This is a genomic window from Methanothrix soehngenii GP6 (assembly GCF_000204415.1).
GTDB classification, from domain to species: Archaea; Halobacteriota; Methanosarcinia; order Methanotrichales; family Methanotrichaceae; genus Methanothrix; species Methanothrix soehngenii.
Genome location: NC_015416.1, coordinates 1,766,574 through 1,781,992, shown reverse-complemented (window position 1 = coordinate 1,781,992; position 15,419 = coordinate 1,766,574). Strand labels below are relative to the sequence as shown.

General features: G+C 57.1%; 18 protein-coding genes. 14 read left to right on the top strand and 4 right to left on the bottom strand.

All coding sequences use genetic code 11. From position 1 onward, the window contains the following. Positions 1–91 precede the first annotated feature (91 nt). Complete coding sequence (locus MCON_RS08990; protein ID WP_013719676.1) at positions 92–766, bottom strand: DUF116 domain-containing protein; 675 nt, start codon at positions 764–766, stop codon at positions 92–94. A gap of 134 nt (positions 767–900) precedes the next feature. Here MCON_RS08990 and MCON_RS08985 point away from each other — a divergent pair, with 134 nt between their 5' ends. The 6 genes from MCON_RS08985 (at position 901) to MCON_RS08960 (ending at position 5,023) form a co-directional block, all read left to right on the top strand. Beyond that, positions 901–1,356: a 30S ribosomal protein S15 gene (locus MCON_RS08985; RefSeq protein ID WP_013719675.1), complete on the top strand. Its 456-nt coding sequence runs from the start codon at positions 901–903 to the stop codon at positions 1,354–1,356. After that, positions 1,353–2,675, top strand: a complete 1,323-nt coding sequence (locus MCON_RS08980; RefSeq protein WP_013719674.1) for a single-stranded-DNA-specific exonuclease RecJ — start codon at positions 1,353–1,355, stop codon at positions 2,673–2,675. Before MCON_RS08985 ends, MCON_RS08980 begins: the two co-directional genes overlap by 4 nt. Then, a complete protein-coding gene (locus tag MCON_RS08975) occupies positions 2,672–2,902 on the top strand; it encodes a KEOPS complex subunit Pcc1 (RefSeq protein ID WP_013719673.1) in 231 nt (76 codons plus the stop codon). Before MCON_RS08980 ends, MCON_RS08975 begins: the two co-directional genes overlap by 4 nt. Beyond that, a complete protein-coding gene (locus tag MCON_RS08970; protein ID WP_013719672.1) occupies positions 2,899–4,401 on the top strand; it encodes a serine--tRNA ligase in 1,503 nt (500 codons plus the stop codon). Before MCON_RS08975 ends, MCON_RS08970 begins: the two co-directional genes overlap by 4 nt. Positions 4,402–4,499: 98 nt before the next feature. Further along, positions 4,500–4,844: a ribbon-helix-helix domain-containing protein gene (locus MCON_RS08965; protein WP_157863753.1), complete on the top strand. Its 345-nt coding sequence runs from the start codon at positions 4,500–4,502 to the stop codon at positions 4,842–4,844. Then, entirely contained in the window at positions 4,841–5,023 is a 183-nt protein-coding gene (locus MCON_RS08960; protein WP_048132238.1) for a hypothetical protein, read from the top strand. The genes MCON_RS08965 and MCON_RS08960 overlap by 4 nt, the downstream gene beginning before the upstream one ends. A gap of 7 nt (positions 5,024–5,030) precedes the next feature. On the opposite strand, the gene MCON_RS16920 is transcribed toward MCON_RS08960, so the two are convergent. Further along, complete coding sequence (locus MCON_RS16920; protein WP_269798790.1) at positions 5,031–5,162, bottom strand: hypothetical protein; 132 nt, start codon at positions 5,160–5,162, stop codon at positions 5,031–5,033. A 235-nt stretch (positions 5,163–5,397) separates the two neighbouring features. Here MCON_RS16920 and MCON_RS08955 point away from each other — a divergent pair, with 235 nt between their 5' ends. From MCON_RS08955 to MCON_RS08940, 4 genes are all read left to right on the top strand, one after another. Beyond that, positions 5,398–6,300 (top strand): radical SAM protein, encoded by a 903-nt coding sequence (locus MCON_RS08955; protein WP_013719670.1) that lies wholly within the window; start codon positions 5,398–5,400, stop codon positions 6,298–6,300. Positions 6,301–6,325: 25 nt separating this feature from the next. Next, entirely contained in the window at positions 6,326–6,754 is a 429-nt protein-coding gene (locus tag MCON_RS08950; protein WP_048133111.1) for an archease, read from the top strand. Between the two features lie 67 nt (positions 6,755–6,821). After that, positions 6,822–8,246, top strand: coding sequence for an RtcB family protein (locus MCON_RS08945; RefSeq protein WP_013719668.1), 1,425 nt, complete (start codon positions 6,822–6,824; stop codon positions 8,244–8,246). Between the two features lie 5 nt (positions 8,247–8,251). Continuing rightward, positions 8,252–8,989, top strand: coding sequence for an RNA methyltransferase (locus MCON_RS08940; RefSeq protein ID WP_013719667.1), 738 nt, complete (start codon positions 8,252–8,254; stop codon positions 8,987–8,989). A 63-nt stretch (positions 8,990–9,052) separates the two neighbouring features. Here the strand turns inward: MCON_RS08940 and MCON_RS08935 are convergent, their stop codons facing one another. After that, positions 9,053–10,111: a hypothetical protein gene (locus MCON_RS08935; protein WP_013719666.1), complete on the bottom strand. Its 1,059-nt coding sequence runs from the start codon at positions 10,109–10,111 to the stop codon at positions 9,053–9,055. Between the two features lie 132 nt (positions 10,112–10,243). Between MCON_RS08935 and MCON_RS08930 the strand changes: the two genes are divergently transcribed. Further along, complete coding sequence (locus MCON_RS08930; protein ID WP_013719665.1) at positions 10,244–12,778, top strand: DUF3656 domain-containing U32 family peptidase; 2,535 nt, start codon at positions 10,244–10,246, stop codon at positions 12,776–12,778. 1 nt (position 12,779) lies between these two features. On the opposite strand, the gene MCON_RS15645 is transcribed toward MCON_RS08930, so the two are convergent. Then, a complete protein-coding gene (locus tag MCON_RS15645) occupies positions 12,780–12,935 on the bottom strand; it encodes a Dabb family protein (protein WP_269798874.1) in 156 nt (51 codons plus the stop codon). Positions 12,936–13,075: 140 nt separating this feature from the next. Between MCON_RS15645 and MCON_RS08920 the strand changes: the two genes are divergently transcribed. From MCON_RS08920 to MCON_RS08910, 3 genes are all read left to right on the top strand, one after another. Then, positions 13,076–13,567, top strand: a complete 492-nt coding sequence (locus MCON_RS08920; protein ID WP_013719664.1) for a hypothetical protein — start codon at positions 13,076–13,078, stop codon at positions 13,565–13,567. Positions 13,568–13,602: 35 nt separating this feature from the next. Then, positions 13,603–14,199 carry a methyltransferase family protein gene (locus tag MCON_RS08915; RefSeq protein WP_013719663.1) on the top strand — a complete coding sequence of 199 codons (597 nt, stop codon included), beginning with the start codon at positions 13,603–13,605 and terminating at the stop codon, positions 14,197–14,199. Between the two features lie 99 nt (positions 14,200–14,298). Further along, the gene (locus MCON_RS08910; RefSeq protein ID WP_013719662.1) at positions 14,299–15,414 is read left to right on the top strand and encodes a COG1361 S-layer family protein; all 1,116 of its coding nucleotides are present in this window, start codon (positions 14,299–14,301) and stop codon (positions 15,412–15,414) included. Positions 15,415–15,419: the final 5 nt, after the last annotated feature.

Below are 15,419 nucleotides of genomic sequence, written 5' to 3'. Positions count from 1 at the left end.
ATTGACGCTGTATTATCCCATGCCCGACCGTTCAATATGGCTGAGATGATATGGAAATAGCACGCTATTGGAAACAACGCTGCTTTCGAACTCAAGCGCCCTGCTTTTCCGTCGATGGCACTTCGGCAATGGCCTCATAGAAGGCCTCCCAGTCGATGCTGGTGGCAACGCAGCCGGATGTTGATAGCGGCACCCCTCTGGCCGGTATGCCGTGGCTGTGGCATAGATCCAGTCCCTCCTTAATCTCCATTGAGCACCCCACTCCCACAATTGCTCCTGGTCGGCCTTTCTTTATGATCCTCTTTATGAAGCTGGAGCCAGGAACCACATAGAACCTATAGCCCAGGCTTTCAGCGTATTTCTTGGCCTCGCCGATACCACAGCGACCGCAGTCGATGCACATTATCCCTTCTGGGGTGAGCTTGGCAGGGCACTGGACGCTACGGAGACATTGAGGCATGAAGATGAAGCGTTTCTCATAGGGAGTCTCTAAAAACTTTTTTGTATTAATATAATTTCTCAGGCGCACGCCGACATCATCCACCATGGAGTCATCAGCTCTCGCCACCCAGAAGAGCGACTTTATCACGTCCTCAAGAAGCATGATGCCCAAAAGCATGTATCTGGCGGCGAAGAAGTTGCCCGTCTTAAAGGAGTAGAGGATGAGCAGAGCTATCAGTACGGAGATGAGGAGGACGGCCGCGGCAAGAAAGACCACCGCCTGGCCGATGAGATAGAACAGCTGGTTTAAGTACTCCGGAAGCATGCACTAATCTTCAAATCCCTGGCTTATAAACCTGCTACCAGGATATGTTGCCAGAAGAACGGCGCAAGTTTTTTATCTCACCTGGCAGTGAGAATTATACCTTCGCCATTATGAGATTGAATGAGGATTGAAAGATGGCAAAAATGCATAGCCGAAAAGGGGGCTCCTCTCGTTCCCGACCGCCCATGGTGACCAAAGCGCCAGAGTGGTCTGACGTGTCCAAGGAGGAGCTGGAAAAGACAATCATGAAGCTGCACGATACAGGCATGTCCCCCAGCCGCATCGGCCTCACTCTGAGAGATCAGTATGGAGTACCGAACGTCAAGCTGGTAATAGGAAATAGCATAACCGGCTTTCTGAGGGACAACAATGCTCTGGCGGATATTCCAGAGGACCTGACAAATCTGATGAGAAAAGCGCTCCATGTGAGAAAGCACATCAAAGCCAATAAGAAAGACGTTCACAACAAGAGGGCTCTGCAGCTCACTGAGAACAAGATAAGAAGAATGGTGAAATACTATCACGACTCCGGGCGTCTGGCTCCGGACTGGACCTATTCGCCCGAGACCGCTGAGATTCTCATCTCATGAAGCGGCTGGACAAAGCGGCAGAAGCCATCGCCCGGTCCATCCGGCAGTGCGAGCACATGCGGGTGATCTCTCATAACGATGCCGACGGCATCACATCCGCCGGGCTGATCTGCCATGCCCTTATGCGCGCAGGCATTCCCTTCCAGGCCACATTGGTCAACCGGCTGGACCGGTCTGTGATCGACGGCCTGACCGGGCCGGTGGTCTTCTGCGATATGGGGAGCGGAAAGCCGGATCTGATCTCCCGGGTGCAAGGCGAGTGTTTCGTTTTAGACCATCACCGACCGGTGGGAACGCTGGACTGTATGCACCACAACCCCCATCTCTTCGGAATAGATGGGGCTTTTGAGCTGTCTGCAGCGGGCACCGTCTATTCTGTGGTCCGTCATATGGGCGACAATGCCGATCTGGCAGGCCTCGCCCTGGTGGGAGCGATGGGCGACCGCCAGGCCATGATCGGGGCGAACAGATCCATCCTGGAAGAGGCGGTGGCCAGCGGCGCAGTGCAGGTCAGGGCCGGTCTGAAGCTCTCAGAAGATGGACAGTTGGTGGATGTCCTGGCAAGGAGCATAGAGCCGCTCCTGGACTTCACCGGCGACCGGGAGAAGATCAAGAAGTTCCTGGATGATCTGAATATAAAGGGCAATGTCCAGTCCCTGGCGGGGGATGATCTGACCAGGCTGGCTACAGCATTAACCCTCAAGCTGATCATGCAGGGCAGCTTTGCTGCGGATTCGATTTTAGGAGAGGTGATCCGCCTCCGCCATGAGGTGGTGGAAAACTCCCTGCATATGGTGCAGCTGCTCAATGCCTGCGGCAATAGAGATCTTCCCGGAATTGGGCTCACATTATGCCTGCGGGATCACTGCGCGCTCCTCGAGGCCGAGAGGCTGGCGGATGAGTACAAAGAACACATCCTGCGAGAGATTAGCCTCCTTCGAGAGCAGAGCAGACAGATGAAGAACCTTCGCTACCTAAAGAGGGTGAATATGGAGGCGGGGGCGATCGTCTCGGGCCTGGGGATTCGATATCTTTACTCCGATCTGCCTTTAGTGACATTGAATCACAAGGATGATATGATCAAGATATCTGCCCGAGGGAACAAGCCCCTCATCGCCCGGGGACTGGACCTGTCTGTGGCCCTGCGAAGGGCAGCGGAGGCAGTGGGAGGAAACGGTGGGGGCCATACCATAGCCAGCGGCGCCTCTATACCCCCAGGCAGAGAGGATGAGTTCCTGGCCCTGTTAGACGAGATCCTGGACGAGCAGCTGAACAAAAGGACCGATCCCTCCGGCCAGACCGCTATGGACACGGCATGATTCATGCCCGGCTGGTCCTCTTGGCAGAGGCGGGAGAGGATATGGAGATGGTCGGCAGATCGATTGAGCCGGACAACCTGCCCAATATGAATCTGTTGATCGATAAGAGAAGCCTCTCCCTGCAGTTCTCAATCGAGAAGCCCGGCACTCTGCTCACCACCATGGATGACCTATTAATGAACATTAAAATAGCAAAAGAGACGCTATCTGTTGCGGAGGATAGATGAGATTTCATTTAGAGGCAAGCCTTCGGCTGAGCGCTGATGCCGGCGCAGCCGAGAAAGCCATTTCCGATTTTATAAGGGACGCTGGGCCGATATTGGAGAAAGGCGCTCCTGAGGGCCAGGGGGCAAAGATCACCGAATGGCGTCTGGCCAAAAACAGAATCGATCTGGTCATCGACAGCGACCGATATGTTCGGGCTCATGATGCCCTGCTCAGGCTGCGCCGGCCTCTCTCTGAGCTTTTAGGAAAGCAGTACCGGATTGGCGTGCGGGGCATGGATGTGACCGCTTTTGAGATCGAGGTCGAGTCCGACAGGGAGATCGCCCATCGTATCCCTTATGTGCGGGAGATGAGGCATGAAGGAGGACGGCTGCGCCTTATTCTGGATGTAGGCGAGGGCGGCACATTAGGTCAGTCGGAGATTGAGAACCGCATTCCCGACAGGATCGTCAGCCTTCTGGAGGAGAAGCTGGAGAAGGGCTACGGAGGGAAGACTGAGCACTGGGAGCTTCTCTGGGAGAGCGAGAAAAGAGAGCCCAAATTCAGAGCCGATCCCACTGAGGAGATGCAAAAGGCGGGCTGGATCAAGCACGGCTCTGCCCGTGGCCAGTGGATCTACGGGCCCCAGGCCACACATCTTTTCCGCACATTCGAGGCTATCGTCTTAGAGGAGATCATAGGGCCTTTGGGCTACCAGGAGATGATATTTCCAAAGCTTGACACCTGGGACGTCTGGAAGAAGAGCGGACACGCTCAGGGGGTCTACCCGGAGATCTACTTCGTCTGTCCGCCCAAGACCCGCGATCCAGCCTTCTGGGAGGAGGTCATGGACTATTACAAGGTCACCCATGAGGTTCCCCTGGAGCTGGTCAAAGAGAAGATCGACCTGCCCATAGGCGGGATGTGCTATGCCCAGTGCCCCACCTTCTGGGGATTTCTGCAGGGGATGACCCTTCCAAATGGCGAGCTGCCCATGAGGGTCTTCGACCGGTCCGGCACCAGCCACCGCTATGAGTCCGGCGGGATTCATGGCATCGAGAGGGTGGACGAGTTCCACCGTATAGAGATCGTCTGGCTGGGGACGAAGGAGCATACCCTTGAGGAGGCAGAGAAGCTGAAGGGCTGCTACAAGCACATCTTCGAGGATATCCTGGAGCTTACCTGGAGGACGGCCTGGGTTACTCCCTGGTTCATGGCCCAGGAGGGCAAGACCGGCCTATCAGAGATGACCGGAGCGGGCACAGTGGACTATGAGGCCATCCTGCCCTATAACGGAAACTGGATAGAGTTTCAGAATCTGTCTGTGAACGGGGAGAAGTACCCCAAGGGCTTCACAGTGAAGGCCCAAAGCGGCGAAGCCCTCTGGTCAGGATGCAGCGGAGTGGGCCTGGAGCGCTGGGCCAGTGCCTTCCTGAGCCAGAAGGGGCTGGATCCATCCAACTGGCCGGAGGAGTTCCGCCGGCGCTTCGGGGAGATGCCCAAAGGGATCAGGTTCCTCTGATCTCCCTTTTATCATTTTATTAGGCTTGAAAAGTTGGATGGTACTGGCAAGCACCAGACCGATAAACCTATAAATTAGTTTTAACTAATAAAATGGGCATGGGCGCAGATATCGCCAGTACTGGAAATGTGGGAAAAGTAGTTGGGGCCAAGCTGACCCGAAATGAGATTTTGCAGATCAACGGGCTTGTAGATGCCGGTCTGTACCTCAATCCCTCGGACTTCATTCGCGATGCTGTCCGGGAAAAGCTTGCTGCAATCAAGGTCATCGAATACCATGATGTAGACTATGAGACTGCCAAAAAGGAAGTTGCCGGGTATTTCCAGATGAAGGGCGAGGCATATGCATCTGATGCCAGCACCGACCTACAGCTGGATTATGAGCTGGTATGCAAGATCATGGATGACCTGGAAAAGGAAGGCAAGATGGAGCCAGTAAAATGAAGGGCCATGAGGTCGGCGACTCGATTCACGGTCACAGGATCATAGCTGAGGCGAGACGAGTGAGCGATCCCGTGGTCATAGTAAAGAGTGCCAGGCACAAGGCCCAGCGGATAGTCTTGACAGAAAATGCCCTGGCAATAATCGATAGAAAAGGTAGATGGTGCGGGCAAAGCCCGTGATTTTCAATCACATTTTCCCTCTCCCCAGGGCTACCACCCCTTTGGCGATGAAATCCAGGCCGATCGTCTGCCCGGCGGTGACGAATGCTGCCCGGGGCGGAATTCCATACCCGGACTTGAATGGATCGATAATGTGCATTCCCGGAGAGAGTTCAAGTCGGCAATTGCCCTAATGATCGGTGGTGAATAGAATAGAAGAGGGAAAGCCGAAAGGGGTAAAGGAGGAAGAAAACTCTATCGACTTTCGCCTTTGTCTATATAGACAATCGACGATATATATAGTTTTCCATCCTGACAAAAACCGGCTTTGAAAAGGACAATTGACGCCGAAAGGCTCTTCAAAGATCCGATCCCAAATTATGCTGTTGTGCTCTATGGCCCGCTACAACAAGATGCCCCCGGAAATTTTGGAGAAGCGCGCGCAAGAGGCTCTTGCACGCCTCGCATCCTGCAAGATCTGCCCCCGCCGCTGCCAGGCAAACCGCCTGGAAGATGAGAGGGGCTACTGCCGCACCGGTCGGTGGGCCCGGGTGGCCAGCTATGCTCCTCACTTTGGGGAGGAGCCGCCCCTGGTGGGCCACTCGGGCTCGGGCACCATCTTCTTTTCCGGCTGCAACCTCTCCTGCGTCTTCTGCCAGAACTGGGATATCAGCCAGGAGGATCTTGGCCATGAGGTGAAGGCAGAGGAGCTGGCCAAGATGATGCTCGCCCTGGAAGATAGTGGCTGCCATAACATCAACCTCGTGACACCCACCCACGTCGTCCCTCAGATCCTGGAGGCTCTGGTCCTGGCCCGAGAAGAGGGCCTTTCTGTCCCTCTGGTATACAACAGCGGCGGCTACGACTCCGCAGAGGCCCTGCTTCTATTGGATGGCATCATCGACATCTACATGCCCGATGCTAAATACGGCCAGGACGGCCCTGCCCAGAAGTACTCTGCAGCGCCCGGCTACACCACCGTTAATAAAGCGGCACTGAAAGAGATGCACCGCCAGGTGGGCGACCTGCAGATGGACGAGGAGGGCATCGCCCTGCAGGGGCTCCTCGTCCGCCACCTGGTCCTGCCTGCGGACGCAGCGGGGACGGAGGAGGTGGTGCGCTTCATCTCCCAGGAGATATCCGTGCACACCTATCTGAATGTCATGGCCCAGTACCATCCGGAGTACCAGGCCTGCCGCTACCCCGAGCTTTCCCGCGCCATAACCGCCCGCGAGTACGCCCAGGCCCTGCATCTGGCCGAAAAGGCGGGCCTGGTCCGCGGGCTGGCAATGCTTTAATGCCTGCGGCTCTCACTAATATATGATGATTCCATTCGAATATCTGGAGCATACCGCAGATGTCAAGTTCCGCGCCTATGGCACGACTCCTGACCAGATGCTCTCCAATGCCGCCGCCGCCCTATTTGGCGCCATGATCTCCCCCGGCCAGGTTAAGGTTGAGGAGAGCTGGCAAGTGGAGCTTGAGGCGGAGGATCTGGAGGACCTGGCCTACCAGTGGCTCTCTGAGATCGTCTTTCTCTTCGAGACCGAGTCTGCGGTCTTCTCCCGCTTCCAGGTGGCACTGGAAGAGTTTCAAGATGGCAAGGGATGGAAGCTCCGGGCGGAGATCGGCGGGGAGAGGATGGACCCGGAGAGGCACTCGTTCCTCGCTGAGGTGAAAGCGGTCACCAGGCACAAGTTCGCCATCGAGAAGAACGAGCGGTGGTGCATTCAGGTGGTGCTTGATGTCTGATGGCTCTATGTCTGATGGCTCTATGTCTGATGATGTTCTATGTGTGATAATTGTGGACGTGTGATATATGGAAATTGAGAAGATCGATGATAACATCTACGAGGTGCCAATCGGCTACCGGCCGGGAATGCGGGTGCCGGGCAGGATATTCGTCTCAGCCGCCCTGCGGGAGATGGTCGAGCCGGGGACGGTCGACCAGGTGGCCAATGTCGCCACCCTTCCCGGAATCGTCGGACACTCCATGGCCATGCCCGATGCCCACCTGGGCTACGGCTTTCCCATCGGCGGGGTGGCCGCCTTCAAAGAGCAGGGTGGGATCATCAGTCCCGGCGGGGTGGGCTTTGACATCAACTGCGGGGTGCGCCTGCTCCGCTCGGACCTGCAGGCCAGGGACGTGCAGCCGCTCATCAACACCCTCCTCGATGCCCTCTTTCAGGCGGTGCCCTCGGGCCTGGGATCCACAGGCAGGCTTCATGCCACCGATCGGCAATTGACCGAATCCTTTCTCCGGGGAGCGGAGTGGGCAGTAGAGGAGGGCTATGGAGTGGAGTCGGACCTGGATTTCTGCGAGGAGAATGGCTCCATGCCCGGAGCGGACCCCTCCCAGGTGGGGGTCAAAGCGAGAAAACGGGGCCGCCCCCAGCTTGGTACCCTGGGCAGCGGCAACCACTTCCTGGAGATTCAGAGGGTCGAGGAGATCTATAACCCGGAGATTGCAAAAAGGTTCGGCCTTTTCAAGGGCCAGATCACAGTGATGATCCACTGCGGCTCACGGGGGGCGGGCCACCAGATCTGCACCGATCACCTGGACGTCCTGTCCAAAGCGGTGAGAAAGTACAATATCGACATCCCTGATAAGCAGCTGGCCTGCGCTCCTCTGGGCACTCCCGAGGCAGATCACTACTTCGGGGCCATGGTCTGCGCCGCCAACTATGCCTGGGCCAACCGGCATATCATCGCCCACTGGACGAGGGAGGTCTTCGACCGCTACTTCCCCGGCTCCCAGCTGCAGCTGCTCTACGATGTGGCCCATAACGTGGCCAAGATCGAGGAGCATCGGGTGGAGGGCAAGAAGGAGAGGCTCTATGTCCACCGCAAGGGGGCCACTCGGGCCTTCGGTCCCTCAAGAACGGAGATTCCCGCTGCTTATGAGGGCCTGGGCCAGCCGGTGCTGATACCGGGGAGCATGGGCACGGCCTCATACGTTCTCTGCGGCCAGGACAAGGCCCTTGATCTGACCTTCGGCTCCGCCTGCCACGGCTCAGGCCGGGTGATGAGCAGAAGCCAGGCCCTGAGGCAGTTCACAGGCAAAGAGGTGAAGGCCGCCCTCAACCGGGACGGAATCGCCGTTCGCTCCACCTCCCCTGGAATGCTGGCAGAGGAAGCTCCCCAGGTCTACAAACCCTCTGGCGATGTGGTGGATGTGGTGCACAACCTGGGCATAGCCACCAGGGTAGCCAGGCTGGTTCCCCTGGGGGTCTCAAAAGGATAGCTCCCATGAACCTGAGAGTGGTTTTGGTCGAGCCCCTCTATGAGGGCAATGTGGGCTCTGTGGCCCGGGCGATGAAGAACTTCGGCTTTCATGACCTGGCCCTGGTCAACCCCTGCAAGATCGAGGACTATGGTTGTGCCATGGCCTCTCATGCCCGGGACGTTCTGCAGATGTCCCGGAGCTTCTCAACTCTGGCCGAGGCCCTGGAGGGGGCGAACCTGGTGGTGGGCACAACCGGCAAGAGGCTGGAGCATGAGCAGCACCACCTGCGGCTGCACCTAAGGGTGCCCTGCCTGACCCCAGCCGGTCTGGCGGAAAAGCTCCGGGATAAGGAGGGGATGGTAGCCCTGCTCCTGGGGAGAGAGGACTGCGGCCTGAACAGCGATGAGATCTCCCTGTGCGATATGATCGTCTCCATTCCCACCTCCGAGGAGTACCCGGTGATGAACCTCTCCCACTCGGCAGCGATTCTGTTCTATGAGCTCTCCGGGATTGGAAGCAATAGCTCGAGCAGTGTCCAGATGGCCAGAAAAGAGACGTTGAATCTGTTGCAGGAGAGGGCGGGAGATCTTCTTGCGGATATCGCATATCCCGAGCATAAGGAGGACTATACCCTGCTTATGCTGCGGCGGATCTTCGGTCGGGCGGAGCTGACGGAGAGAGAGGCTCGAGCGCTTCTGGGGATCATAAAAAGGATCCGCTGGAGGATAAGCCATGGCCAGAAGGGCTCAGATCGAGATTGAAAAAAATAATTCTGGCCGGCTGAAAAAAGGTTGCCAGAAAAAAAGTTGATCTCTCCTTTTTTTTTATTCCAACGCCTCCGCCTTATTGTTGCTTGCCATAATCAGGCGCCGGGCGGCATACAGAAGGGCAGCGAAGCCCAGGCTCATGGATACAATGGACACCAGGCCGCCCAGGTAGGGGATGAGGAATAGAAGATTGAGGATGACAAATCCAATGGTAAAGCATACCAGATCCCCCTGTTTCAGCTTGCCCTGCAGGCAGATCCACCGGCCCAGGCTATAGGCCACAAATGTCCCGCTGAGCATCAGGCCGACGATCACGAGGAACGTAGATACCACTGCTATCGGCAGGCCCACCACGGTGATGGCCACCAGCAAGAGAGCGATGAATGAGGCGATGATGATGATGAATCCCAGTACGGTCCTGAGCAGGGTGGAGGTGCGAATCTCCTCGTCCACAGTCCGGAAGATGACGGGAATATGCTTTACCAGGATCAGTCCCAGGATGAAGTATCCGATGATGCTTATCAGGCTGAAGAGATCAAAGCCGCCCCATTTATCCTCTCTTGGCGGGGCCTTATCCTCTGTCCTCTCCGTCTGATAGAAGTCGACCTTGCCTGCCGAGCCGGTGTTGTTGAAGTCGCTCGCATAAACGGTCATTGTGCCATTGATCCGGCCGGAGTTCACCGCATTGCCGGCGCTGATGAGGGCATCTCTGCCCACTGTCCTGCCCGGAAGTATGCTCACCTGGCCTCCTGCTGCCACCAGATTGGTGCCGACATCTCCTCTCAAATCGATGGTACCCCCGACAGCCACCACCTTTCCACCCACATCGGAGTTCACATAGACCTGGCCGCCAGCAGCAATGACGTCTCCCTTTACTGGCGCGTTGATGTTCACTGTGCCTCCGGCGACTACAGCCGAATCAACTGGAGCGTTGATATTCACTATGTTTCCTGCGGCAAAGATATCATCCTCTACGGGATTGACTATGGATATCGTATCGCCAGAAAAGGTCCTCAATGCCTCCCCACTGGTGGAGAGGAATAAAAGGGCCATCAGAACTATTACTGCACTGGAATGATTCATCACATCCACCAGAACTATGTAAATGCAATTCATCAGATAAATAACCCGCTTAAGACATCGTCATCTTCAGGCAGATGAATAAAAATCCAGATGATCATTGAGGCTCCTCTTTTACGGTAAGGATAGGGCTTATCAACTCAGGGGCAACAGTCATTCTGACTGACATTGATAAGACTGCCTGAACTCCTCGCCCCTGCTGGCTCGCCCCAGGCCCTGCACTCTGCCATAGCGGCAGGTGCGGATGCGGTGTACCTGAGCGGCAAGAGGTTTGGGGCAAGGAAGTTCGCTGCAAACTTCGACCACACCGCCCTGACGGAGGCCATAGACTACGCCCACCTGCGTGGGGTGAAAGTTTACGTTACCGTCAATACCCTGATCAGGGAGGAGGAGCTGCTCGATTTAGCCGAGTACCTCGTTCAGCTGTACGATCTGGGTGCGGATGCCATTCTTCTCCAGGACCTGGGCGCAGCCTCACTGGCCCGCCAGCTTGTTCCAGACCTGGAGAGGCATGCCTCCACCCAGATGACCATCCACAATCTCCCTGGTGCTCTCTATGCTGCCCAGGGTGGCTTCAATAGGGTCGTCCTGGCCAGAGAGGTCACTATAGAAGAGATTGAAAGATGGGGACAGAAGATGGAAAAGGCGGGACTGGGCCTGGAGGTATTCGTGCACGGTGCCCTCTGCTACTCTTACTCTGGCCAGTGTCTTCTCTCCTCGGCCATCGGCGGGCGGAGCGGCAACAGGGGGATGTGCGCCCAACCCTGCAGGAAACCGTATGTCCTGATGCATGGCAGAAAGGACGAATACGGCCGGCCAGTGGGCCTGCAGGCTGTGGCCCAAAAGGAGAGCTATATCATCTCCACTCGCGACCTTTCCGTCTACAGGCATCTGGATAAGATAGTCCGCTCGCCTGTGCAGTCCCTGAAGATCGAAGGGAGGATGAAGTCCCACCAGTATGTGGCCATCGTCACCAGCATCTACCGGAGGGCACTGGACGGCATCGCCCGCGGAAGCTGGTCGCCCTCGAAAGAGGAGGAGAGGGACTTAGCCCTGGCCTTCAACCGCGACTTCACATCAGGCCACCTGCTGGGGGCAAAGGATGTCATGGGCAGAGGGATGTCGGACAATCAGGGGCTCCTCATAGGAAGCGTGGCCTCCTATGATCCCCAGAGAGGCGAGGCAGCAGTCCGTCTTTGCGCTTCACTTGTGCCAGAGAAAGGGGACGGCCTGGTATTCCAGTCTCCTGGCCAGGAGATGGGTCTTGTGGTGCAGAAGGCCATCGAAAAGGATGGCCTGGTACGACTCAGGACCCCGGATAGAGTCCGTCCCGGGGCCAGAGTATTTCTCACCGGCAGCACTGCCCTGGCCAGAAGGGCAGAGGAGATCGCAGCCAGGGAGAGGGCTTCTATTCCCGTGGACATCACCCTCACCTGGGAGGATGGATTTCCAGTTGCCGAAGGCCGGCTGGATAGCGGCGAGCTGGCAGTGGCCCGAGGGGAATCCAGGATGGAGGAGGCCGTAAATAGGCCCCAGACCCCGGAGCAGATCGAATCCCAGATGAGAAAGACCGGAGGCACCCCCTTTGTGGTCAGAAAGGTTGAGATGGACTATCCAGGAGGGCTCTTCTCCCCTCCGGGTGCCTTAAACCAGCTGCGCCGCGATCTTCTGGCCGGGCTGGAGAAGGCTGTGCTGGAAGGCCGCCGCCCGGCATCGGACCGGATCAGGGAGGCGAAGGATCGCCTCCAGAAGCTCGAGCTTCCGGCGAGAAGGGCTGGGGAGGAATGGAGCAGGCCCAAATTGTCCGTCTATGCCGACCGCCTGGATATATTGAAGGGAGCGGTTGAGGGCGGATCTCGTCGGATATACTTCGAGCCCCTGATGGAAAAAGGGCGAAAAGATCGGGACAGAATAGAGACGATCCTGGCCCAGCTTCTGGAGGCAAAAAAGCTATGCGGCAAGGCAGAGCTGATCTGGAAGTGGCCGCGAATCACTCGGGATGATTTCATTGACCTTGCCCTGCCCCTGCTCTCCCAGGTCCAGGTGAACGGGATCATGGTGGAGAACGTCGGCCCTGCCTGGGCGATCAAAGAGAAGATGCCCGAAATGCCTATTTATGGCGGATCCGGGCTGAACGTCTGGAACCACCTGACTGCCCAGGCCCTTGCACCCCAGTTCAGCTGGCTCACCCTCTCCCCGGAGCTGTCCAGCCACCAGCTGAAGGATGCCGCCTCCGCCCTCCGAGCTCTGCCCGGCCGGGACGGAAACCCGAAGCTGGAGCTAGTCGTCCAGGGCAGCCTGGAAGTGATGGTGGCCGAGGACTCCGTCCCCCAACTGGCCAAAGGAAGATCTTCGGAGGAGTTCTGGGGCCTGCAGGATTTCAAGCACATCTTTCCTTTGAAGGTGGATGACGAGGGCAGGACCCATATCTTCAACTCCGCCGAGACCTGTCTGATCGACCTCTTGCCTGAGATCTGCCGGATAGGACTGGACGGGATATCCCTGGACGCCAGAGGGCGGACGGAAAGCTATGCTCGGCAGGTGACAGGGGCTTATAATCAGGCGATAGAGCGGACCGAAAAGCTATTGGCCACTGATCCCGCGCCTTTAAAGGAAGGGCTTCTGGATTTGAAGGCGAGGATTCAGCCCCTGGCCCTGGGGGGAATTACCCATGGCCACTTTCTCAGAGGGCTGAAGGACTGAATTAGCAGGCATAGTCCACCACGATCCTGGACTCGCAGACCTGACCCGCCACCTCCGCCACCCTGACATGCTCCGGATGCTTCTGATAGCTTACCAGCTCCTCGGGGCTTATGAACTCCGAGAGGAGCACCAGATCATAGGCATTGCTGGCGGGAATGATATTAAACGTAAATTCTATTAGCTCCTAGATACTAATGACGCCGTGAGCAGCGCTTTGACGAGGATCTGCTGCCGGACGATTCCCGCCCGGGTTCCCGGGCAGGACCAGATCCGACTTAGCTGGACGGAGTGGGCCAAATGACTACCGCTAATGGCAAATATATGCTGGAAACCGTAGCCTCTAAGGTTCTGGAGGGCCTGGATGACGTCCTCAGGGTGATGCAGAGGGCGGCAGAAGAGATCGCAATCGGCAAGCCGCCTGAGGAGATAGACATATCGGGCCTGCCCCTCTATATGGCCCGGTCGAAGGAGGACCAATCCGGCCGGGTGCGGGGAGTGGTCTATGCCATGGATTATGATCAGTATATGGAGATGCTGGATCAGGTGGCCACGAATAGCGGCCTGTGTATTGAGGAGCTGACGGAGCTGGAGGTGAACCTCCCCCAGATGGAGTTCGGTGAGGACCTGGTCACCGGAGGCTTTGAGGACTTCAAGGGCATATGCGTGGAAAGGCACAACCAATGCATCCTGGAGCTGATGGAGGCTGTATCTGTGCTTTTGCAGAGGCGGGGCCTGTCCGTGGCCTGCATTCCCGACGAGGATGTCTTATTCTACCTCCCCCTGAAATGAGGGGCTAAAGAGATCCTTCCGGAGTTCGAGCAGATATGGGATCGGGTGCATTGGCCATGGCGGCTTATTTTCTGGTTTTTGCCTCTGTTCATAGCCTCCTGGCCGATCCCCGGTTCAAGAGATGGGCAAAGGAGAGGGCGTGCGGGGCGTTGGACCGCTGGGGGCGGCTGGCCTTCAATCTGCTGGCCCTGATTATGCTGCTGCCTTTCATCTTTATCCTCCTCTATCTACCGGATGAGGTCATCTACATCGCTCCCTGGCCGGCTTTTGGGCTGATGGCCGCCGCCCAGCTCCTGGCGGCTGCCATGCTGCTGATCACCCTTTTCCAGACAGGCGTTCTGGACTTCCTGGGGCTAGAGGGGCGGCCCCGTCCGGGCCGGGAGCGAGCTCTAGTGACCGGCGGCCTTTACTGCCACCTGAGAAACCCACTCTTCCTGTTTGCCATTCTCTTCCTCTGGACCAGCCCGATCATGACCATGAATCTTCTGACCTTCAATATCATGGCCACATTCTACTTTTATCTCGGTGCCCTCCATGAGGAGCGATCCCTGAAAGAGGAGTTCGGAAAGGCATACGAGGAGTATCGGCTGAGGGTGCCCATGTTCCTGCCACGACTTGGCTGCAAGGATTGAGGGGCCAGTAGAAATGGGAATCTCTAAATAGCAAAAGCACCATATTCTTATTCGGATTTTTGTCATGCCCGGTCACGCCGGCTGAAGGAGGATTGGTCCATGATTGACAAATGGTCAAAAAACAAAAGATCAATTGACGACTCAGAGAAGTACGCCGCCCTGCACCTTGCCAGGTTCGTATTCGTTGCATCTCTGATTCTATCCTTATCCTCGGTCCTCCTCGGGCTGGCCGCCGAGAGCGGAGCCCCCATCCCGCCGGAGAGGTTCTCAGCCGACTACTACAAGGTCTACGGCACCCCCAATCTGACCGCATCCCTGGACAGGTCTCGCATCTATCAGGGGGAGGAGACCGCCCTCACCATGACCCTGACCAACCGGGGGCGCATAACCTCCTTTCAGATAAACGAGGAGCCGGCAGCCAACAAAAGAGAGGAGATCCTGGCAGCCCAAAGGGAACTGGAGTTGGAAAAGCAGAGGACTGTGGCCCAGGATGTCTCCGTCCTCCTCCGGGCGGAGAACCAGAGCGCAATAGATATCAAGCGCTCGGTGGCCTTTCCCGGCAACATCCGCGAGGGCCAGACCTCATCCCGGCTGGAGTTCCCCCTGGAGGCCTATGAGAACGCCCTCCCCGGCAGCTACCGCTTGCTGGCCCAGGTCAACTACACCTATCAGAAGGACGTGGCGGCGAAAGAGGATGAAGACCGGCCGGAGAACCCGGATGTCTATTACTGGTACGATTCCCTCAGCCAGACCATTCCCATCGAACTGATTGTGGAGAGGAGAAGCGGGGCTCAGTTTCAGGTCCTCAATGTCACACCCACCTCTCTCCGTCCGGGCTCGGAGGGGAATGTGATCCGGATAAGGGTGAAGAATGTGGGGGACGACCGGGCGTCCGACCTCGTCGCCCGTCTCCGTCCGGAAAGCGGCCTGTATGTGAGCGTTGACGAGTCTCCCATCCCCACCCTTGCACCCCAGGAGGAGGCAGAGCTTCTCTATAAGCTGGATGTCTCCAAGGACGCCCTTCCCGGCAAGAACTACCAGCTAAAAATCCTCTTCCAGTTCTCCGACAGCCGCAGGGAGGGCCTGACCGACTGGGAGAACGCCTATGTGAGAATCGAGGAGGAGGGCAGGGAATGGGCGCTGGCTATTCTACTTTTTCTCGCCCTGCTGGCTGCGGTGCTGATAATATTCATCCGCAGAAAAAAGAGGGTCTGAGGTTC